This window comes from Pseudomonas sp. HLS-6 (assembly GCF_002753995.1).
In the GTDB taxonomy this organism is placed as follows: domain Bacteria; phylum Pseudomonadota; class Gammaproteobacteria; order Pseudomonadales; family Pseudomonadaceae; genus Aquipseudomonas; species Aquipseudomonas defluvii.
The window spans coordinates 1,415,869-1,435,535 of sequence record NZ_CP024478.1 but is presented as its reverse complement, the minus strand read 5'-3'; the positions used below and the strand labels follow the sequence as shown (position 1 = coordinate 1,435,535).

General features: G+C 60.1%; 22 protein-coding genes. 8 read left to right on the top strand and 14 right to left on the bottom strand.

The features are described 5' to 3' along the window. Nucleotides 1-175 precede the first annotated feature (175 nt). Together CS390_RS06605 and CS390_RS06600 are read left to right on the top strand one after the other, a co-directional pair. Nucleotides 176-1,021: a MoxR family ATPase gene (locus CS390_RS06605; RefSeq protein WP_065761662.1), complete on the top strand. Its 846-nt coding sequence runs from the start codon at nt 176-178 to the stop codon at nt 1,019-1,021. 30 nt (nt 1,022-1,051) lie between these two features. Then, a complete protein-coding gene (locus tag CS390_RS06600; RefSeq protein WP_099773832.1) occupies nt 1,052-2,230 on the top strand; it encodes a VWA domain-containing protein in 1,179 nt (392 codons plus the stop codon). Between the two features lie 37 nt (nt 2,231-2,267). On the opposite strand, the gene CS390_RS06595 is transcribed toward CS390_RS06600, so the two are convergent. Genes CS390_RS06595 through CS390_RS06580 form a run of 4 tightly spaced genes read right to left on the bottom strand, consistent with a single transcriptional unit; the run spans nt 2,268 to nt 5,960 of the window. Next, nucleotides 2,268-3,185, bottom strand: coding sequence for a biotin-dependent carboxyltransferase family protein (locus tag CS390_RS06595; RefSeq protein ID WP_099773831.1), 918 nt, complete (start codon nt 3,183-3,185; stop codon nt 2,268-2,270). Beyond that, a complete protein-coding gene (pxpB, locus tag CS390_RS06590; protein WP_099773830.1) occupies nt 3,182-3,886 on the bottom strand; it encodes a 5-oxoprolinase subunit PxpB in 705 nt (234 codons plus the stop codon). The genes CS390_RS06595 and pxpB overlap by 4 nt, the downstream gene beginning before the upstream one ends. Then, complete coding sequence (locus CS390_RS06585; protein WP_099773829.1) at nt 3,883-4,656, bottom strand: 5-oxoprolinase subunit PxpA; 774 nt, start codon at nt 4,654-4,656, stop codon at nt 3,883-3,885. The genes pxpB and CS390_RS06585 overlap by 4 nt, the downstream gene beginning before the upstream one ends. Nucleotides 4,657-4,673: 17 nt before the next feature. After that, entirely contained in the window at nt 4,674-5,960 is a 1,287-nt protein-coding gene (locus tag CS390_RS06580) for an MFS transporter (RefSeq protein WP_099773828.1), read from the bottom strand. Nucleotides 5,961-6,113: 153 nt separating this feature from the next. On the opposite strand from CS390_RS06580, the gene CS390_RS06575 reads away from it, so the two are divergent. Continuing rightward, nucleotides 6,114-7,025 carry a LysR family transcriptional regulator gene (locus tag CS390_RS06575; protein WP_065759265.1) on the top strand — a complete coding sequence of 304 codons (912 nt, stop codon included), beginning with the start codon at nt 6,114-6,116 and terminating at the stop codon, nt 7,023-7,025. Here CS390_RS06575 and CS390_RS06570 read toward each other — a convergent pair. The 3 genes from CS390_RS06570 to CS390_RS06560 are packed head-to-tail and all read right to left on the bottom strand — an operon-like array spanning nt 7,022 to nt 8,841. Further along, the gene (locus CS390_RS06570) at nt 7,022-7,543 is read right to left on the bottom strand and encodes a DUF2937 family protein (RefSeq protein ID WP_065759264.1); all 522 of its coding nucleotides are present in this window, start codon (nt 7,541-7,543) and stop codon (nt 7,022-7,024) included. The two genes, CS390_RS06575 and CS390_RS06570, sit on opposite strands and share 4 nt — an antisense overlap. Before the next feature lie 8 nt (nt 7,544-7,551). Further along, nucleotides 7,552-8,328, bottom strand: coding sequence for a class II glutamine amidotransferase (locus CS390_RS06565; RefSeq protein WP_065759263.1), 777 nt, complete (start codon nt 8,326-8,328; stop codon nt 7,552-7,554). Between the two features lie 27 nt (nt 8,329-8,355). Next, nucleotides 8,356-8,841 (bottom strand): MFS transporter, encoded by a 486-nt coding sequence (locus CS390_RS06560; RefSeq protein WP_099773827.1) that lies wholly within the window; start codon nt 8,839-8,841, stop codon nt 8,356-8,358. Nucleotides 8,842-8,950: 109 nt separating this feature from the next. Here CS390_RS06560 and CS390_RS06555 point away from each other — a divergent pair, with 109 nt between their 5' ends. After that, nucleotides 8,951-11,002 carry a S9 family peptidase gene (locus CS390_RS06555; protein WP_099773826.1) on the top strand — a complete coding sequence of 684 codons (2,052 nt, stop codon included), beginning with the start codon at nt 8,951-8,953 and terminating at the stop codon, nt 11,000-11,002. Between the two features lie 48 nt (nt 11,003-11,050). Here CS390_RS06555 and CS390_RS06550 read toward each other — a convergent pair whose 3' ends face one another. Next, on the bottom strand, nt 11,051-11,329 hold the full coding sequence (locus CS390_RS06550) for a hypothetical protein (RefSeq protein WP_065759260.1): 279 nt from the start codon (nt 11,327-11,329) through the stop codon (nt 11,051-11,053). Nucleotides 11,330-11,457: 128 nt separating this feature from the next. Between CS390_RS06550 and CS390_RS06545 the strand changes: the two genes are divergently transcribed. Both CS390_RS06545 and CS390_RS06540 read left to right on the top strand, forming a co-directional pair. After that, the gene (locus CS390_RS06545) at nt 11,458-11,829 is read left to right on the top strand and encodes a YajD family HNH nuclease (RefSeq protein WP_065759259.1); all 372 of its coding nucleotides are present in this window, start codon (nt 11,458-11,460) and stop codon (nt 11,827-11,829) included. A 60-nt stretch (nt 11,830-11,889) separates the two neighbouring features. Beyond that, nucleotides 11,890-12,360, top strand: a complete 471-nt coding sequence (locus CS390_RS06540) for an RNA methyltransferase (protein WP_065759258.1) — start codon at nt 11,890-11,892, stop codon at nt 12,358-12,360. 3 nt (nt 12,361-12,363) lie between these two features. On the opposite strand, the gene CS390_RS06535 is transcribed toward CS390_RS06540, so the two are convergent. Together CS390_RS06535 and CS390_RS06530 are read right to left on the bottom strand one after the other, a co-directional pair. Next, nucleotides 12,364-13,581 carry a hypothetical protein gene (locus CS390_RS06535; protein WP_099773825.1) on the bottom strand — a complete coding sequence of 406 codons (1,218 nt, stop codon included), beginning with the start codon at nt 13,579-13,581 and terminating at the stop codon, nt 12,364-12,366. A 50-nt stretch (nt 13,582-13,631) separates the two neighbouring features. Then, the gene (locus tag CS390_RS06530; protein ID WP_065759256.1) at nt 13,632-14,081 is read right to left on the bottom strand and encodes a YcgN family cysteine cluster protein; all 450 of its coding nucleotides are present in this window, start codon (nt 14,079-14,081) and stop codon (nt 13,632-13,634) included. 152 nt (nt 14,082-14,233) lie between these two features. Here CS390_RS06530 and CS390_RS06525 point away from each other — a divergent pair, with 152 nt between their 5' ends. Next, a complete protein-coding gene (locus CS390_RS06525) occupies nt 14,234-14,827 on the top strand; it encodes a nitroreductase family protein (RefSeq protein WP_099773824.1) in 594 nt (197 codons plus the stop codon). A gap of 60 nt (nt 14,828-14,887) precedes the next feature. Here the strand turns inward: CS390_RS06525 and CS390_RS06520 are convergent, their stop codons facing one another. The 4 genes from CS390_RS06520 to CS390_RS06505 all read right to left on the bottom strand — a co-directional run bounded on the left by CS390_RS06520 (nt 14,888) and on the right by CS390_RS06505 (nt 19,027). Then, nucleotides 14,888-15,820, bottom strand: a complete 933-nt coding sequence (locus tag CS390_RS06520; protein ID WP_099773823.1) for a D-2-hydroxyacid dehydrogenase — start codon at nt 15,818-15,820, stop codon at nt 14,888-14,890. A gap of 82 nt (nt 15,821-15,902) precedes the next feature. Next, the gene (locus CS390_RS06515) at nt 15,903-16,196 is read right to left on the bottom strand and encodes a YcgL domain-containing protein (protein WP_065759253.1); all 294 of its coding nucleotides are present in this window, start codon (nt 16,194-16,196) and stop codon (nt 15,903-15,905) included. Continuing rightward, nucleotides 16,193-17,326, bottom strand: coding sequence for a ribonuclease D (gene rnd, locus CS390_RS06510; RefSeq protein WP_099773822.1), 1,134 nt, complete (start codon nt 17,324-17,326; stop codon nt 16,193-16,195). Before rnd ends, CS390_RS06515 begins: the two co-directional genes overlap by 4 nt. Before the next feature lie 69 nt (nt 17,327-17,395). Beyond that, the gene (locus CS390_RS06505) at nt 17,396-19,027 is read right to left on the bottom strand and encodes a phosphoethanolamine transferase (protein WP_099773821.1); all 1,632 of its coding nucleotides are present in this window, start codon (nt 19,025-19,027) and stop codon (nt 17,396-17,398) included. 288 nt (nt 19,028-19,315) lie between these two features. Here CS390_RS06505 and CS390_RS06500 point away from each other — a divergent pair, with 288 nt between their 5' ends. Beyond that, nucleotides 19,316-19,555, top strand: coding sequence for a YdcH family protein (locus CS390_RS06500; protein ID WP_065759250.1), 240 nt, complete (start codon nt 19,316-19,318; stop codon nt 19,553-19,555). Nucleotides 19,556-19,667 lie beyond the last annotated feature (112 nt).

Genomic DNA, 19,667 nt, shown 5'->3' with positions numbered 1-19,667 from the left:
CACGCACGCCCTGTGCAAGACAAATCCTCTTACACCGGTCACCAGGTGACGGAGCATTCAGAGACTGAATGCTCCGTCTGCGTTCCCAGCCAAGCGGGCAGCGCGTTATAGTCGGGGATAACCATTTTTCCACCAGGGGCCACGTACCCTTGGGGCTACGTTAGAGGATCGCTACATGAAGTTCGAAGGCACCAGCGCTTATGTCGCCACAGACGACCTGAAACTGGCGGTCAACGCGGCGATTACCCTGGAACGCCCGTTGCTGGTAAAGGGTGAGCCCGGCACCGGCAAGACCATGCTCGCCGAACAACTGGCCCAATCCTTTGGCGCCAAACTGATCACCTGGCACATCAAGTCCACCACCAAGGCCCATCAGGGGCTGTATGAGTATGATGCGGTCAGCCGCCTGCGCGACTCGCAACTGGGTGTGGACAAGGTGCACGACGTGCGCAACTACCTGAAGAAGGGCAAGCTCTGGGAGGCGTTCGAGTCCGAAGAGCGCGTCATTCTACTGATCGACGAAATCGACAAGGCTGACATCGAGTTCCCCAACGACCTGTTGCAGGAACTCGACAAGATGGAGTTCTACGTTTACGAGACCGACGAGACGATCAAGGCCAAGCAGCGTCCGATCATCATCATTACCTCGAACAACGAAAAGGAGCTGCCTGATGCCTTCCTGCGTCGCTGCTTCTTCCACTACATCGCCTTCCCTGACCGCGACACCCTGCAGCAGATCGTCGATGTGCACTACCCCAACATCAAGAAGGACCTGGTCAGCGAAGCACTCGATGTATTTTTCGACGTGCGCAAGGTACCGGGCCTGAAGAAAAAACCCTCTACCTCTGAACTGGTCGACTGGCTCAAGCTGCTGATGGCCGACAACATCGGTGAAGCCGTGCTGCGCGAGCGCGATCCAACCAAGGCCATTCCGCCGCTGGCTGGCGCCCTGGTCAAGAACGAGCAGGACGTACAACTGCTGGAGCGCCTGGCGTTCATGAGCCGTCGCGGCAATCGCTGATCTGCCACAGACCAATCAGGGGCGACTGCCATGCTGCTCAACCTGTTCAATGAAATGCGCGCGGCAAAGGTACCGGTGTCGGTACGCGAGCTGCTTGATTTGCTCAACGCACTCAAGCAGGGCGTGACCTTTGCCGACATGGACGAGTTCTACTTCCTGTCACGGGCGATTCTGGTCAAGGATGAACGCCACTTCGACAAGTTCGACCGCGCCTTCTCGGCCTACTTCAAAGGCCTGGAAAACCTCGATCAACACCTGGAGGCGCTGATTCCAGAAGACTGGCTGCGCAAGGAATTCGAGCGCTCGCTCAGCGACGAAGAACGCGCACAGATCCAGTCCCTTGGCGGGCTGGACAAGCTGATCGAGGAGTTCAAGAAGCGCCTGGAAGAACAGAAGGAACGCCACGCCGGCGGCAACAAATGGATTGGCACGGGCGGTACCAGCCCCTTCGGCTCCGGCGGTTTCAACCCCGAAGGCATCCGCATCGGCGATGCAGGCAAACGTCAGGGCAAAGCAGTCAAGGTCTGGGATCAGCGCGAATACCGTAACCTCGACGACCAGGTTGAACTGGGCACGCGCAATATCAAGCTGGCCCTGCGCCGGCTGCGCAAGTTCGCCCGCCAGGGGGCGGCCGACGAACTGGACATCGACGGCACCATCGACCATACCGCCCGTGATGCCGGCTTGCTGAATATCCAGATGCGCCCAGAACGACGCAACAGCGTAAAACTGCTGTTGCTGTTCGATATCGGCGGCTCCATGGACGCCCATGTGAAAATCTGCGAGGAACTGTTCTCGGCCTGCAAGACCGAGTTCAAGCACCTTGAGTACTACTACTTCCACAATTTCATCTACGAATCGGTGTGGAAGAACAACCTGCGTCGTACCTCCGAGCGCACGTCCACCATGGACCTGCTGCACAAGTACGGTGCCGACTACAAAGTGGTGTTCGTTGGTGATGCGGCCATGGCGCCCTACGAGATCACCCAGCCCGGTGGCAGCGTCGAGCACTGGAACGAAGAGGCGGGCTACGTCTGGATGCAACGCTTCATGGAGAAGTACAAGAAGCTCATCTGGATCAACCCATACCCCAAGAACACCTGGGGGTATACGGCCTCGACCAACATTGTCCGCGAGTTGATCGAAGACCGTATGTTTCCACTGACCCTGCGTGGGCTCGAGGAAGGGATGCGGTCTCTGTCCAAGTAAGAGAACAACGCCCGGAACCACACCTGGCGATGGGCGTTCACTCAAACTGACGCAGAAACGCCAGCTGCTGCTCGTATGCCTGTACCTGCAGCACCGGCCTGAAGGTGACGACGTTTTCAGGCAGGCACTGTGCCAGTCGTGCCAACGCCAACGGCGTCAGTGCGCCAAGGCGCGGGTAGCCGCCAATGGTCTGCCGATCGTTGAGCAGCACAATGGGCTGACCGTCCGGTGGTACCTGCACCGCGCCCAAGGGAATGCCCTCGGAAATCATCGGTTCTCCCTGGTACTGCAAGGCTGGGCCAAGCAAGCGAATACCCATCCGATCGGCGCGACGATCAAGTGCCCACGCTGAGTTGAACGCATCGAACAAGCTCTGGCCACTGAAGTCGCCAATCTGTGCGCCCAGCACCATATCCAGCGGCGCATTGCTGCGCAGGTCGGGGCGCTGCTGAACAGGGACTTCCCGCAGGCCTGACGCCACGCCCGTGTAGGTCAGGTACTCGCCCTCGGCCAAGGAAGCCCCAAAACCGTCCAGGCCACCCAAACCTTCACGTACCACGCAAGCACAGCTTCCCAACACCAACGGCGCGACAAAGCCTGCTGGCGCTGCCAGGTAAGCCCGCGCCCCCGACAACGGCTGGTTGAAGCGTAAGCGTTGGCCTTTTCTCATGGTGAAGCTGCGCCATGGCGCCAGCGCTTGCCCGTCGAGCCGCGCATCCAGGTCGGCACCCGCCAGCGCCAGGCAAGCGTCCTGTTCTGCAATCAGGCTGAACCCACCCAAGGTAATTTCAACCACCGGGGCATCAAAGGCATTACCCAATAGCCAGTTGGCCCAGCGCATCGAGACCCAATCCAGCGCTCCGCCCTGAGTAACACCCAAATGGCGCACACCAAAACGCCCGGCATCCTGCAAGAGACACAATGGCGTGCTGGCCTCAATCAGCAGTCGGCTCATGCCTGCACCTCCAATGGCGTATCGTCACCACCCAGGCGCATGAACGTCGCATGATCGACGGACACAAAACGCACCCGATCACCAGGCTGCAACAGGCTGTAGCCCTCGCGATCACGGTCAAACAGCGCGCTTGGCGTACGCCCGATCAGGTTCCAGCCCCCTGGCGATACGGCCGGGTAGGCCGCGGTCTGGCGCTCGGCGATCCCCACGCTGCCGGCTGCCACGCGCTTGCGCGGGGTTGCCAGACGCGGGCTCGCCAGGCACTCATCAACCAACCCCATAAAGGCAAAACCCGGCGCAAAGCCCAGCGCGAACACCTGATACTCGCGCTCACTGTGCAATCGAATCACCTCAGCCGGCGACTTGCCAATGCGCTGAGCCAGCACTGTCAGTTCCGGACCGACACTGGGGTCATACCACACCGGTATTTCATGACGCCGACCAGCACTGCCAGGGTCAGGCTGCACATGCGCCAGCGCCTGTTCAATGCAGCTGCGCGCCTCAGTGGGGGACATCTGCAGCAGGTCGAACTGCACCATCAACGTGGTGTAGGACGGCACTAGGTCCACAAGACGCCCGCCAAAGGCGGCCTGCAACCGCTGACGTGCCGCCAGCATCCAGGGCATGTTGGCTTCATCAATGACATCGAACAACCGCACCATCAGGCTGTCGACAGCGACCACTTCGATCCGCAGCTTCATGACGTCACCAGCGCATCGAGGGCCTGACGGATCTGCCGTACAGCCGCCACCGAGCTGTCGTTATCGCCATGCACGCAAAGCGTCTGGGCCTTGAGCAGCACCGGGCTGCCATCACTGGCCGTTAGCGCCTCGCCGCGCGCCAGGCGCAGCGCCTGCTCGACAATCCGCGCGGGGTCATGATGCACAGCCCCCGGCAACCGCCGCGACACCAGCCGACCGTTTGGGTCGTAAGCCCGATCCGCAAATGCCTCGAACCACAACGTCACACCATACTCGCGGCCCAACGCCACTGCCTCGCCATCATCGGCAGTGGCCATCAGCATCAAGGGCAATTGCTGATCGTAGGCAACGACGGCTTCCAGCACCGCGCGCAACGTTCGCGGATCGGCCATCATGTCGTTATAGAGCGCCCCATGGGGCTTGATGTAGGCCACCCGGGTGCCTTGCGCGCGGCAAATCCCCTCCAGCGCGCCCATCTGGTAGAGCAGCAGGTCGCGAACTTCCTCGGCGCTACAGGCCATGGAACGGCGACCAAACCCCACCAGGTCTGGATACGCCGGGTGGGCGCCAATGGTCACGCCATGGGCAACGGCCAAGGCCACAGTCTTGCGCATGATTCCTGGGTCGCCGGCATGAAAGCCACAGGCGATGTTGGCGCAGTCGATAAAGGGCATGACCTCGGCATCCAGGCCCATGGTCCAGCTACCAAAGCTCTCACCCATGTCGCAATTGAGTAACAGGCGGCTCACACGCGTTGCTCCTTCGTCCATCTCTTCTGCCCCCTACCTTAACGCGCTTCAAGTTCTTTGCCGCGCGTTTCTGGCAAGCTCAATGCTGCCAGGATCACTACGCCATACGACACGGCGGCAAAACCACCAATTCCAAAGCTCAACGGGACTTTCTGGCTAAGCAGGCCGATCAGCAACGGAAAGAATGCCGCCAGCGCCCGACCGATGTTGTAACAGAACCCCTGCCCCGAACCACGAATGCGCGTCGGAAAGAGTTCGGTCAAAAACGCTCCCATACCGCTGAAGATACCTGAAGCGAAGAAACCCAGTGGAAAACCCAGCCAGAGCATCACACCATCACTGACCGGAATCTGGGTGTACAACAGCACGATCACGAACGAGCCGACGGCAAAGAGAATGAAGTTCTTTTTACGCCCCAACAGATCAGTGAGGTACGCGCTGATCACATAGCCGACGTAAGAGCCAAAAATCACCATGGCCAGGTAGCCACCCGTTCCCAGCACGCTCAGGCCGCGTTCGTTCTTGAGGAACGTTGGCAACCACGACGTGATGGCGTAATAACCGCCCAGCGCACCGGTGGTCAGCAGCGATGCCCGCAAGGTAATCGAGCGCATGCCCGGAGCAAAAATTTCGTAGAAGTGCGACGGTGCTTCTGCTGATTCAACCGCCTTGGCTGCACGGTAGACCTCAGGGTCCTTGACCAGGCGACGAACGAAAATCACAAACACCGCTGGAACCAGCCCCAGCAGGAACAATGCGCGCCAGGCATCTTCGGCTGGCAGCAACGAGAACAGCACAGCGTAGAGGATTGCTGTCAGCCCCCAACCAATGGCCCAACCGGATTGCACCATGCCTACGGCCTTGCCCCGATCCTGGGCACGGATGACCTCACCGATCAGCACCGCCCCAGCAGTCCACTCGCCGCCGAAGCCGAAGCCCATCAAGGTCCGAGCGATCAGCAATTGCTCGTAGTTCTGGGCAAAGCCACATAGAAAGGTGAAGAACGCAAACCAGAGCACCGTCAACTGCAAGGTACGGACCCGGCCAATACGGTCAGAAAGAATCCCGGCAATCCAGCCGCCCAACGCTGACGCGATCAGGGTAGAGGTATGAATCAGGCCCGCCTCGGCAGTGGTGATCCCCCACAGCGCGATCAATGTCGGGATCACGAAGCTGAGCATCTGGGTATCCATGCCATCAAGGCCATAGCCGATCTTGCAGCTCCAGAATGTTCGACGCTCTTGCTTGTTGATGTTGCGGTACCAGGCAAATGGCCCGGCCACATCACTGCATTTGACCTGTTGCTGCACGCCAGATGGGTTCATGCTTGCCTCAGCTTGTTGGTATTGTTTTTAAGGCGACGCTCTGTGTCGCAGCCTGGCGAACATTTTTTGACGTCAGGCAGGTGCCCGTCCAACGAGAAAAAGCTGCGGTCTGGCATAAGAAAAATTTGATTGCCCTGCTTGAGCGAGCCTGCAATGAATCTCAAATTCCTCGAAACCTTCGTCTGGGTGGCCCGCCTGAAGAGCTTTCGCCTGACGGCCGAAAAACTCTTCACCACGCAGGCCTCGATCTCCAGCCGTATTGCTGCACTGGAAGCAGACCTCGGGGTGCGGCTGCTGCTACGTGACTCACGCGGCGTCAGCCTGACGCCCGAAGGCAGTAAGGTGCTGGAATATGCCGAACAGATGCTGGGCACCGCCAAGGCCCTGAGGCAATCGCTGGACAGCGACCGAGCCAAGGTCGGACGCATACGCCTGGGGGTGATGGACACGGTCATTCACACCTGGATGAGTACCCTGGTGTCGGAGTTGATGGAGCATTACCCGCAGGTCGAAATCGAGCTGGTCGCCGATACGGCACTCAACCTGCGTGAACAACTGCAGAAGGGCTTCCTCGATGTCATCCTGCAGACCGACCTGCTCCGCGAAGCCTCAATCCGCAGCCTCGACCTGGCGCGGTATCCCATGGGCTGGATCGTCGCCAGTCAATCGATCTACAACCGGGCGTACACCTCACTGGCTGACTTGGCCCGTGAGCGCATCGTCACCTTCTCAAAGAACTCGCGCCCCCACCAGGAAGTCTTGAGCCTGTTGCAGGCGGAAGGCGTCAGTACGCCTCGGCTGAACTGCGTGAACTCCGTGGCCGCCATCACACGCCTGCTGCGCGACGGGTTCGGCATCGGCGCCTTACCGCCGGCACTGGTCAGCGAAGAACTGGCACGGGGCGAACTCAGCCAACTGCACCTTGAGCGACAACCGCCAAGCCTTGAACTGGTGGTAGCCTGGCAAACCGGGGTGCAATGGACGGACGAGGTCGTCGCCCTGTGCCGTAACGTGCTCGAGCGTTATGCCAGCCATGCCGGAGCGCAGCACATCGTGCTGGTTTAACGCCAGCTCGGCTGCACCGGCTTGCGCCGCCCGCCCAGCAATACCCAGCCGATCAACAACAGTAAGCTCTCCAGCAGCAATGCCGGTAACAATGCGCACCCCAGGCCCCAGGCAATCGCCTCGGGAACCAGCAAGACCTGATAGCTGTAGCCCTTCAGTGTTTCGTCGCGTAACTGAGCATCGGCAGCCACCAGCACATGCCAGGTACGGGCCAGCCACGGCCCCTGCAGGATCTGCCATTCGCCCTCAAGCAGGCGGTTGCGGCCGAGCAGGCTATCGATACTGTCTGCATCACTGCGGAACACCGGGTCGTCACTGGCCCGGTAATGCCGCACCAAGGCCTGCAGATCACCGTTGAAGAAACGTTGAGCCGTCTGCTCAAAGCCCTTTAGCCCTTCACGCGACTCCAACAGATGGGCCTGCACCCTCTGGCTGTAGTCATTGATCAAACCGGGCACCTGCACACCCAACAGCAAACCGCAGGTGAACAACAACAGCCGCAAGTAGCTCCTGAGCATGATGATCCTTATTCCGTCCGGCCTTGAGCGATACATTCCCCGCGCCGCCAAAGCCCCCACTGCCCGGGCTCATAACGGTGCCAGGTTTCGTTCTCGGTCAGCGCTTCGGTGGCGATGACCGTGACAACGTCATTGGGTGTTGTTTCAGCCTGAAAGTCGACGATCATGTCGACATCTTTCAATCGAGCCGGGCCGAAAGGCGCGCGCCGGGTGATATGCACCAGTTTGGTCGAGCAATAGCAGAACAGCCAGTCACCATCGCTGAGCAAGCCATTGAACACGCCCTTGCTGCGATACTCATCGCACGCAGCAACCAGCACCGGCAGCAGTTGCTCGACATCGACCGGCTCCGGGAACGCCTCGCGCACGCGGTTAAGCAGGTCGCAAAACGCCGCCTCGCTGTCGGTATCACCCACCGGACGGTAGAAGGTCCTCAAGGCCTGGAAGCCCGCCAACTGGCCGTTGTGGGCAAAGCACCAGTTGCGCCCCCACAGCTCACGAACGAACGGGTGGGTATTGGACAGGCAAACCTTGCCGACGTTGGCCTGGCGAATATGCCCGATGACCACTTCACTCTTGATCGGGTAGCGCTGTACGAGGTTGGCCACTTCCGACTCACAACTTGCCGCAGGGTCCTGAAACAGGCGCAGGCCGCGGCCCTCGTAAAAACCGATACCCCAGCCATCGCGGTGAGGACCAGTGCGGCCACCGCGCTGCATCAGCCCAGTGAAGCTGAAAACGATATCAGTCGGCACATTGGCGCTCATGCCCAACAATTCACACATGCTCGGTTCTCGCTTCTGAGGCAGGCGTTAGAGGCGTGGTTCAACCCGTAGCGAACCACTGCTGGCAGGTGGGTCGTTGCGGTAGCGGCCAGGGTCGGAGCTGGTGAACGGTTGGTCCTGCTCTTCAAGCGCGTTGGCACGCTGCTGGGCAGCCGCTTCGGCAGCTTCACGGCGAGCACGGGCGTTGCGCTCCAGCGGCCAGCGCACCAGTACGAACAGCAGATAGGCGACAAAGGCAAACATGCCGTACATGGCCAGGTCAGACGCGGCGCGCAGCACATTACTACCCACCTTGAAGGCCAGGTCCAGGGCACTGATGGCAATGGCCGGTGCGAACAGGTCACGGCCAGGATCGACAATGGTCGGGGTGAACAGCAACACCGCGACGGCCACCCGCAGTGGCTCGCGCAGCCAGCGCCACATCCAGCGAGTCAGGCGAAACCAAACCAACAGGCAGCCCAAGGCTGCGAAGGCATAAAGGCCCCAGGCGAGCAGATAATCGTTCTCGGTCATGACGTCCGTGGCAAGCTAGGCAAATAGACGCTTATGATAACGATTTTTCCGCGTGCCGGCGCCCCCTGTCTGAGACGGCCTCGCCGCCGATCTGCCAAGAGAACTTCCAATGCCCACCGTTTCCCCCGTTTCCAACGCCCCCGTGGCCCACAAAGCTGCCGGCAGCGACCCTTATGCCTGGCTGCAGGAACGTGACACGCCTGAGGTCATGGCCTACCTGGAAGCCGAGAATGCCTATCAACAGGCGCAGCTCGCTGACCAGGCCGAGCTGCGCGAACAGCTGTTCCAGGAGATCAAGGGCCGGATCAAGGAAACCGATCTGTCGCTGGCCTCGCCATGGGGACCGTACCTTTACTACACCCGCACCACCGCCGGCGACGAGTACCCTCGCCACTACCGCTGCCCACGCCCGGCTGACGACTCGCCGACCGTAGACGAAAGCCGCGAAGAACTGCTGCTCGATCCCAACAGCCTGGCCAATGGCGGCTTCCTGTCGCTGGGCGCGTTCAATGTCAGCCCCGACCACCAGCGCCTGGCCTACAGCCTGGATACCAGCGGCGATGAGGTTTACACCCTGTACGTCAAAGAACTGAGCAACGGCGCCGTCCAGGCACTGCCGTTCGACGACTGCGACGGCAGCATGACCTGGGCCAACGACAGCCAGACACTGTTCTTTGCCGAACTGGACGACACCCACCGCCCCTACAAGCTGCTGCGTCATCGCCTGGGCAGCACTCAGGCCGAAACGGTGTTCGAGGAGGCTGACGGACGTTTCTTTCTGAACTGCTACCGTTCAAGCTCCGAACGTCAACTGGTCCTGCTGCTCAACAGCAAGACCACCAGCGAAGCCTGGGTGCTGGATGCCGATCACCCGCAAGCGAACTTCACGTGCCTGGCGCCACGCGTCGAAGACCATGAGTACTACCCTGACCACGGCCAACTTGACGGTGAATGGCATTGGTTTATCCGCAGCAACCAGCACGGCATCAATTTTGCGCTGTTCCACGCAGTGGCCGACAGCATCCCGACACGCGACCAGTGGCAGGTGCTGGTACCCCATCGCGAGCAGGTGATGCTCGAAGGTTTCAGCCTTAATGCCAGCGCCCTGACCCTGAGCCTGCGTGAAGGCGGCCTGCCGATCATCGAAGTGCAGCCTCAAGGTCGTGCTGCCTACCGCGTCGAACTGCCCGATGCCGCCTACAGCCTCTACGTGCAGGACAGCCTGGAGTTCACCAGCACACGAGTCCGCCTGCGCTACGAGGCACTCAATCGCCCGGCACAGGTCAGGCAGCTGGAGCTGGCAAACGGTGCGCAACAGGTCCTCAAGCAGACCCCCGTACTGGGCCCGTTCGATGCTGACGACTATGTCAGCCAGCGCCTGTGGGCTACCGCCGCCGACGGTACACGCGTGCCGATCAGCCTGGTTCAACGTCGCCAGGACGTCGGCAAGCCCGTTCCGCTGTACCTGTATGGTTACGGCGCCTACGGCGAAAGCCTCGACCCCTGGTTCTCTCACGCTCGCCTGAGCCTGCTTGAACGCGGCGTGGCCTTTGCCATCGCCCATGTACGTGGCGGCGGCGAGTTGGGCGAAGCCTGGTACCGTGCAGGCAAGCAGGAGCACAAAGGCAATACGTTCAGCGATTTCATCGCCTGTGCCGAGCACTTGATTGCCAGCAACGTCACCCATGCCGAGCAGTTGGTCATCAGTGGTGGCAGTGCTGGCGGCCTGCTGATCGGGGCGGTACTCAACCAGCGCCCGGAACTGTTCAAGGCTGCCATCGCCGAGGTGCCTTTCGTCGACGTACTCAACACCATGCTCGACCCGGATCTGCCATTGACCGTTACCGAGTACGACGAGTGGGGCAACCCTGAAGAGCCAGCCGTCCATGAGCGGATCAAGGCCTACGCACCGTATGAGAACGTCAAGGCTCAGGCGTACCCCGCACTGCTGGTGATTGCAGGCTACAACGACAGCCGCGTGCAGTATTGGGAAGCCGCCAAATGGGTGGCGAAGCTGCGGGCAACCAAGACCGACGACAACCTGCTGCTGCTCAAGACCGACCTGGGCGCAGGCCATGGCGGTATGAGCGGTCGCTACCAGGGGCTGCGCGATGTAGCGCTGGAGTACGGTTTTGTCTTCAAGGTGCTGGGCCTGGCGTAACGCCGTTTTTGACTGCCGCACCACGCCTGAGCAAAGCCGCCCATCGACCTAGTCCTTGGTCGGCTTGTCGACGTCTGGCGCGGGGGTCAGCCCCGGTAGTGGCTGATCTTTCGGCGGGTTCGGCAGCGGCATCGGTGGCAACAACGGCGAACCGCTGCGGCTATCGCCAGCCTTGGGGATACTTGGTGGTGCCACCTGCGGGTATGGGGTCGGCGTTGGCGTTCCCGGCGCTCCCGGAACGGGCGCGATAGGCCGTGGTTGCAGGTCCTGGGCTGAAGCAGCCCCCAGGGTAGTCAGGACCATTACTGCTGCAATCAGATAGCGCATACCAGTGCTCCTTCGGGCCGTTTGTCTAAAGGCTACGCCTAAGACAGCAAATGCGCCTGCCCGATTCCCTTGGCAAACAGCTAAACTCAAGGGCATAACCGTAACAAGCCCGATAAAAAGGTACCTCCATGAGCTCGGCAACACCCTCCTCCGCCACCGCACGTCTGGACCGCATCCTCGCCGATGCCAAACGCGACCGTGAAATGGGCTATCGCGACAAGGCCCTGAAGATGTACCCGCATGTCTGTGGACGCTGTGCCCGTGAGTTCTCCGGCAAGCGCCTGAGCGAGCTGACCGTGCATCACCGCGACCACAACCACGATAACAACCCCCAGGACGGCTCGAACTGGGAGCTGCTGTGCCTGTTCTGCCACGACAACGAACACGCACGCTATACCGACCAGCAGTACTTCAGCGAAGGGTCGACCAGCAGCCCGACGATCGCCAAGGCAACCCATAACCCGTTCGCCGGGCTGGCGAGCCTGCTGAAAAAAGACTGATCGTCCCCGCCTGTGCCGGCAAGCCCGTATAATCGTGTTTTTTCTCAAGGGCCCCGGCACGTGGCGAACAAACGGTACAGCTGCATAGGACTGTTCAACCCCAAATCTGCAGAAAACGTAGGCTCGGTCATGCGTGCGGCAGGCTGCTATGGCGTCAACTCGGTGTTTTACACGGGAAAACGCTATGAACGCGCCCGCGACTTCGTCACCGATACCAAGCGCGTACATTACGACATCCCACTGATCGGCATCGACGATCTGCAGAAAATCATTCCCTTGGGCTGCACGCCCGTTGCGGTGGAGTTGGTCGAGGGCGCCCGCCCGCTGCCGACCTACACCCACCCGGACCGGGCCATCTACATTTTCGGCCCTGAAGACGGCTCCCTCGACCAGAGCGTGCGCGACTGGTGCGAAGAAACCATCTACATACCGACCGAGGGCTGCATGAACCTGGCAGCCACTGTGAACGTGGTGCTCTACGACCGCATGGCCAAAGGCAACAACACCCGGTCCGGGCCGAAATTCAAGTAACGACTAGTCCAGCAATTTGGTTTGCAGCACCTTCGACGAACCACCCAGCACACTCTCGCTGAGCTGAACGAACTCCTGGGTGCTGACGCTGTTCAGGCGCATCATGGCCCGGCTCACGTCATCCAATGAACGCTGGTTGTGGGTCTGCAAACGGATTTCCCGGTCCAGTGCCTGTAACAGCAGCACGGCGCGTGCAATGGTCGGCCCATCGACCTGGGCACCGCGCAGGCTGGTGACCTTGGCTGAGGCCTTGGTCAGGCTGTCCTGCAGCACTTGATAACGGTCATCGGCCAGCCCACCGGAGCGGCGCAGCAATTCAATACTGTAGTACTCGGCCAGCCCCTCACCTATCCAGTCACTGTGCTGGATGTCGTTGACCCCGGCGAAGGCCCGCACCAGCTCACGCAACAAGGGGCTGCTGCCGTTCTCGCTCACCAACGGCCGGCTGCTGTGTGAGTAGATCGAGTTGTTTGCCGCGCGCGTACCGCGCCAGAGTTGATCATGGCCTCCGACGATCAGCAGTTTGGGCGGATTGCGCGGAAACACGGCTTGCAACTGCGGCCATACGAACGTCAGCAGCGTCAGGGTATCAAGACGGCGCATACCCTGCCCTTTCGGGGCGGCTACCGTGACCTCGGTATCTCCGAGTCGGCTGCGACGGCTACCGATGTCGCCCGCCAACATCCACCCCGTCGGACGGTCAAACAACCTGGAGACCTGGTCGATGCGGAAGCGATTCTTGCCGATGCGTGGCCACGCAGTTTCGACACTCTTCCAGCCGCTAGGCAGCTCAAAGGTCAGACGGGCCACCAATTCGGTACCGTCCTGTTGATCCAGACGTGCGGGCGGTACCAGGTCATCGCCACGAAACAGCGCCCAGTTCGGGGTGATTCGACTGTCGTACATGCCGCCCTTGAGCCGGTGATCCAACTGCACCTTGTAGGTCAGGCTGGACTGGCCCGCCGCCGGCTGCCACAGGCCACGCCGACCGTTATCCTTGAGTTGCCACTGGCCTTCACCCTTGAATTCGCTGTAGTTGCCCAGGGTACCCAGATCGAAATCCAGGCTGCGCACTACGGCCCCATCGGCCAGGGTCAGGCTGACCAGCGCCAGACCCGTCTGCGGCAATAATTGGACGTGATAATCCAGATCGACTTTCTTGGCCCAGGCGGGCGCACTCGACAGCAGCAGGGCCAGCACCCACAGGTAACGCACACGCATAACGACTCCTTGCAACGACACCATGCCGCGCCCCAGCGCGCTTGTACGCCTCAACTGGCGCGAAAGATCAGATAGTCTTCCCAATCATCCTCAGCCACCGTCGTCTCGCTGAGCATTCGGCCAGACTGGGAAATACGCTGTTTATGCACCTGTTCGCGATCACCACACACCAGGTAGTGCCACTGCGGCAAGTCCTGCCCCTCGCTGACCAGGCGATACGCACAGGTTGGCGGTAGCCATTTGAACTGATCGGCCGTTCCCGGCGTGAGTTGGATGCAGTCAGGCACCTGCTCAAAGCGATTCGGGTAGTCGCGGCACTGGCAGCTCTTCAGGTCCAGCAGTTTGCACGCAATACGCGTGTAGTAGACGCTGTTGTCGTCTTCATCTTCGAGCTTTTGCAGGCAACACAGACCACACCCATCGCATAGCGACTCCCACTCCTGGCGGTCAAGTTGCTCGAGGGTTTTGCGCATCCAGAAGGGGGCGGCGTTAACAGCCATCGTGTCAGATTCCTGTTTCAATTCATGTGCAGCGGCGCGGCGGCGCCAGTCTAGGTCGTGTCATCACTCATTGCCAGACCGCTTGTCAGCGCTGACTCGGCACAGTAGCTTGAGCCTACTTGCCATTTCTCAATCCCGTCAGGAACGCCTACATGAGCGCCAATCCCCGTGTTGCCGACTATGCCATCAACGATCAGTTCATCCAGCGCTGGTCGCCACGTGCCTTCACTGCCGAGCCGATCAGCGAAGAAACCCTGCTGAGCTTCCTGGAAGCAGCCCGCTGGGCGCCGTCGGCCTACAACTCACAACCCTGGCGGTTCCTTTACGCGCGCCGTGACACGCCAAACTGGGAGCGCTACCTGGGCCTGCTCAACGAATTCAACCGCAGTTGGGCACAACACGCGTCGGCCTTGGTGATTATTGCCTCCAAGACCACCTTCACCGCCCCTGGCGCCAGCGAAGAAACCCCGGCACTGTGGCATACCTTCGACACCGGCTCGGCCTGGGGCCACCTGGCCCTGCAAGCCAGCTTGAGCGGCTGGTACACCCATGGCATGGCCGGTTTCGACCAGGCCCTGACCCGCAAAGAGCTCAAGATCCCTGAAGGCTATGACCTGCATGCCGCCGTGGCCATCGGCAAGCTGGGCGACAAGGCCAGCCTTGCTGAAGGCCTGCAAGCCCGCGAAGTCCCCAGCCCACGCCGCCCGCTGAGCGAGTTGGCCGCCGAAGGCGACTTCAGCCTGTAAACACGGCGCTTGCCAGGTGTTGGGCAACCTTGCTGCCCAACACCTGCAGGACGCGATCCGTCAGTAGCCGCGATTGAAATCCACTTCGCCGCGCAGCGCCTCACCGGCTCGGTAAGCCTTCAGGTTCTCAACGAACAACTGCACCATCGCCTCTGGCGAGGTCGGTGCCGAACTGTGACCCGTCAGCAACAACCCCAAGGCTGTCCAGAACGGATGGCGCTGCGGCAGAGGCTCCTGGCGACAAACGTCGATGACCGCGCCCGCCAAATGCCCCTTCTCCAACGCCTTGACCAGATCGGCATCCACCACCGCCACACCACGCCCGGCATTGATGAACAATGCATCCGGATTGAACCGGGCAAACAATGCTGCGTTGTAGAGATCATGGGTAGCCGGCGTATCTGGCAACAGGTTGATCACATAGTCAGCCTCACCAACCAGCCGGCCGAGGTCGTTCAACCCCGCCACCTCGATGAACGGTGCCTGCTCACGCGCCTGGCTGGCAACGCCATACAGCTTGACGCCAAAGGGCAACAGAAACTCCGCAACCCGCTGACCAATGTCACCGGTGCCGACAATCAATACGCGCCGACCTTCCAGCGTACGTCCGGGGCGACCATCCCATTTACGTTCTACCTGGCTGACCAGCCGGGCCAGCACCTCACGTTCATGGACCAGCATGTAGGTCAGCACATACTCAGCCATGACCTGGCCAAAAATCCCTACTGCCCGCGTCAGGCGGTAATGGCGAGGCAGTTCATTGGCGAGCAGTGGCGTAATACCCGCCCAGGTCGACTGCAGCCATTGAGGCTGGTGCCCTTGGCGCAACAGGCTCGCCAACAGATCAGGTTGCCCTAGCCACACGGGGCAGTCTGCAGCCTGACGCGCCAGCTCGGCGGAGTCACCACTGGTCAGAACCTCCAGGTCCGGAGCCCTCTCACGCAACAGACGAGCGTAAAGGGCATGATCCTGTTCGGCGATCAGAACACGCATATTTTATACAACCTTGCAGAAGCGCTGAATGCGGCCATGCACGATGGCATGGGCCGCATTCAGGGGATGTTCAGGGCAGTAATCAGACGGGGTCGTTGCGACGCAGCAACTCTTCGGGCAAGTGCTCGATGTACTCATCTTCTGCGGGCGGCATCTGCAGGTGATAGCCCTGCTGATCGAGGTTTTCCAACACCTTGGCGATGTCCTCACGGGCCAGCTTGCGCTCGGGTGTCAGCACCAGGTCGAAGGCATGCAAAGGGGTTCCAAAAAACGGCAGCAAGCCTTCAGGCACGCGCTCCAGGCCATCAGCCTTGAGTACGTAGAGGTACATTTCGTTCTTGCGTGGGCTTTTGTAGATCGAACAGATTCGTTTCATCGTTGTTCTCCGGCACCGGCGAGGCAGTCAAGCAGCGCCTGGCCCATCCGCTCGCGGCGCCAGCCGCGCAGGGAGTCGGGCAGTTGATAAGGGCCATTGGGAAAACCGCTCTTGAGCAGGGCTTCCAGGGTTTTCTTGCGCAGCATCAGCTCTGGGGCAATGCCCAGGCGCTCGGCTTCAGCCTGACCGATGGCACGCAGTTGCTTGAGCACCCCCGAGGCCTCGATTGGCAACGGCTCGGGCAAGGCCGGTGGCCATTCGGCGGGCGCAACACTCGCGGCCTGTTTGATCAGAGCGAGCAGGAACTCACCATCCTGGCGAATGGTCCGGGGATGCATATCCTCGATTTTCGCCAACGCCGAGAGGTTGTCAGGCTGGGTCCGGGCAAGCGGCCACAAGGATGGCTCACGCAGAATCCGGTTGCGTGGCAGATCACGCGCGCGCGCCTCTCGCTCACGCCAGGCACACAGCTCACGCATGACCGCCAGTTGCTGGCGAGACAGCTTCCAGGCCAGCTTGGCTTCGCGGTACAACTCGTACGGGTCGGTTTCGCGGCGCATCTGCGCAACCAGCTCCGCACCGTCGTCCAGTACCCAGGCGTACTTGTCATCCGACAACCGCGGACGCAGGCGCTCGTAAAGCTCAGCGAGGTGCACGGCATCTTCGGCAGCATAGCTGACCTGGGTTTCCGACAATGGACGCTGCAACCAGTCGGAGCGGGTTTCACCCTTGGGCAGGTCAATGCCTAACACTTCCTGAACCAGCCGCGAGTAGCCCATGGAAAACCCCAGGTTGAGGTAACCCGCGGCCAACTGCGTGTCGAACAAAGGCGCAGGCAAGCTACCAGTCAAGCGCATCAACACTTCAAGGTCTTCGCTGCAGGCATGCAGCACCTTGGTCACCTGCTGATCCTCGAGCAGGCGCGCGAGCGGCTGCCAGTCACCAATCTGTAGGGGATCGATCAAGAAAGCCCGTGCCCCATCACCAACCTGGATCAAACCGGCTTTGGGATAAAAGGTATCAACCCGCATAAACTCGGTATCGAGCGCCACGAAGGGCAGTTGCTGCCACTGCAGGCAGTGCTCGGCCAGGCTGCGGTCGTCGCAAATCCAGTGAATATCGATGGCCACAAGGCTCTCCCACAAACAATGGCCCGCAGTATATACAACGCGGGCCACCGTCGGGAAACGGTACGACCGTCAGCGGCTCGTCACCTGGCGGCAACCGGCAAACAGATCAAGATCCGGCTTGTACACGCCACTTTGGACCTGCAGCAAACCGAGCATCGAATGGAACAGGTTGTCCTGGCTAAGCGGCTGGCTGCTGCTCTTGGCAAGGCAGGCCGTGTCGACAGCGAAACTGTGCTGATAACCCTCGGAGAACCACGCCAGCATCGGCACATGCTTCTGTTGCTCCGGTGCCAGCATATAGGGGGTGCCATGCAGGAACAGGTTGTATTCACCCAGCGATTCACCATGATCGGACAGGTAAATCATTGCGGTATCCACTTTGTCTGACTTGCTGCGCAGGATATCGATCAGCGATGCCAGGACATGGTCGGTATAGACCAAGGTGTTGTCATAGGCATTGGTGATGCTTTCACGGCTACAGGTGTTCAGTGCGTTGCTCTGGCACACCGGCGTAAATCGCTCATAGGCCTTGGGATAACGCTTGTAGTATTCAGGCCCGTGGCTGCCCATCTGGTGCAGCACCAGTACGGTGTCCTGTTGCAGATTGTCGAGGGAAGCTTCCAGCCCCTTGAGCAGGATATCGTCATGGCACTCGCTGTCGGCGCACAACGCCGGGTCCTTCAGGTTGCTGACATCCTCGAACATCACCCGATCACAGGCACCTTTACACCCTGACTGGTTGTCACGCCAGCGCACGGCAAGCCCGGCACGCTGAAGCACATCCAGCAGCCCTTCACGGCTCTTGGCCTCACTGGCCGAGTAATCCTTGCGGGTCATTCCCGAGAACATACAAGGCACCGACACCGCAGTCTCGGTACCACACGAGGTTACATTGTTGAATGCAATCAGGCCGGCCTCATGGCTCAACTGCGGGGTGGTGTCACGCCCATAACCCAGCAGGCCAAAATCTTCCGCACGAGCGCTTTCGCCAACAACCAGCACGGTCAACGACTTGCGTGGATGCTGCTGCCAGGATGATGCCAAATGCGCATCTTCACCATACTTGTGGAATGACTTGACCGCAGAACCTGCGCGCTCCCTCAACAAACCGACAGACGCCCCTACATAGTTGCTGGGCACAATCATCAGGCGCAGTTCATGGTGATTGCGAAACAGCGAAGAAAGGCCCTGATAATTGAGCAACGCAACACCACCGAGCGCCGCAACACAGCCCACGCTGACGACCAGCTTGCTGAGCAACTCACGGTGCCAGGCACGGTACTGAATCGGGGTCTTGATCAGCAGGAATGACGGCACACCGCCCAACAGCAAGACGTATGCAAGCCACTTCAGAGACAGCAGGTCACGTACTTCTGTCGCATTGGTCTCAACAGCGTTGCGCAACATGCCCACATCGATCAGCACGCCATACTGATTCATGAAGTAAGCAACGCTGGCACTGATCATGAATAGCACAATCAGTACAGGCTTCAGCACAGCTTTGAAGGCCAGAAACGTCAGGATCAGATTGAAGGCGCACAGCAGCATCAATGCGAAGGCCATGCGCAGCAGCATGCCTTGCCCGTCTCCCTGAATAATCGTGAACAGATGCTGCCAAAGCGTGAAGTTGAATCCGAACAGCAGATACAAACTAGCGATCAGTGTGACCCATTCTGGACGCAGCGGCTTTACCTTGAACATGAGACTTCGCTTGAAAAGTAATTCGAGAGAGTGCGCGTTGGCACGGCTTTAAAACTGCCGAAACTCTAGGCGCCGCCTCATAAAACTTTCGTGAAAAAGATGGCAACAAAGGGTTTGATGCCTTTTTGCCAGCCAGCCTCATACACGCTGCACTTCCTGCCAGGACAAGGCATTGCAGCGCATCAGGATTGAGAAATACGGCTACAGACCAGCCCTGCCACAGAACCTGGCAAAGACGGCTATCCTCATAACTCAAGCCCTTACTCAGTAGCCCGCAGAGGTGGAGACATGCCGGTTAAGCACGATTTGCTCGCAGACCTTAATCTGACCAAGGAAGCGTTCGATGCCCTCAGGAAAACCGACCCACAACTCGACCGACTGCACGAAAGGTACAATGCCAAGGATGCCGAAGTCGTCGTGGCAGAGGGCAATGGCGCCTCGGATGACCGGGTCACCCAGCTTCGCAAGGAGCGACTGAAACTCAAGGATGACATTGTTGCTCACGTGCAAAAAGGCAAACCCAACTGAGTACGCAGGAGGGAAAGCCATTGTTCAACGTCGACTGACACCCGCTCTCTGATGGAGCGGCTTGAGGTGAGTCGCTCTCGATACGATTGAGGTCGCCATGCTGGCGACCTCA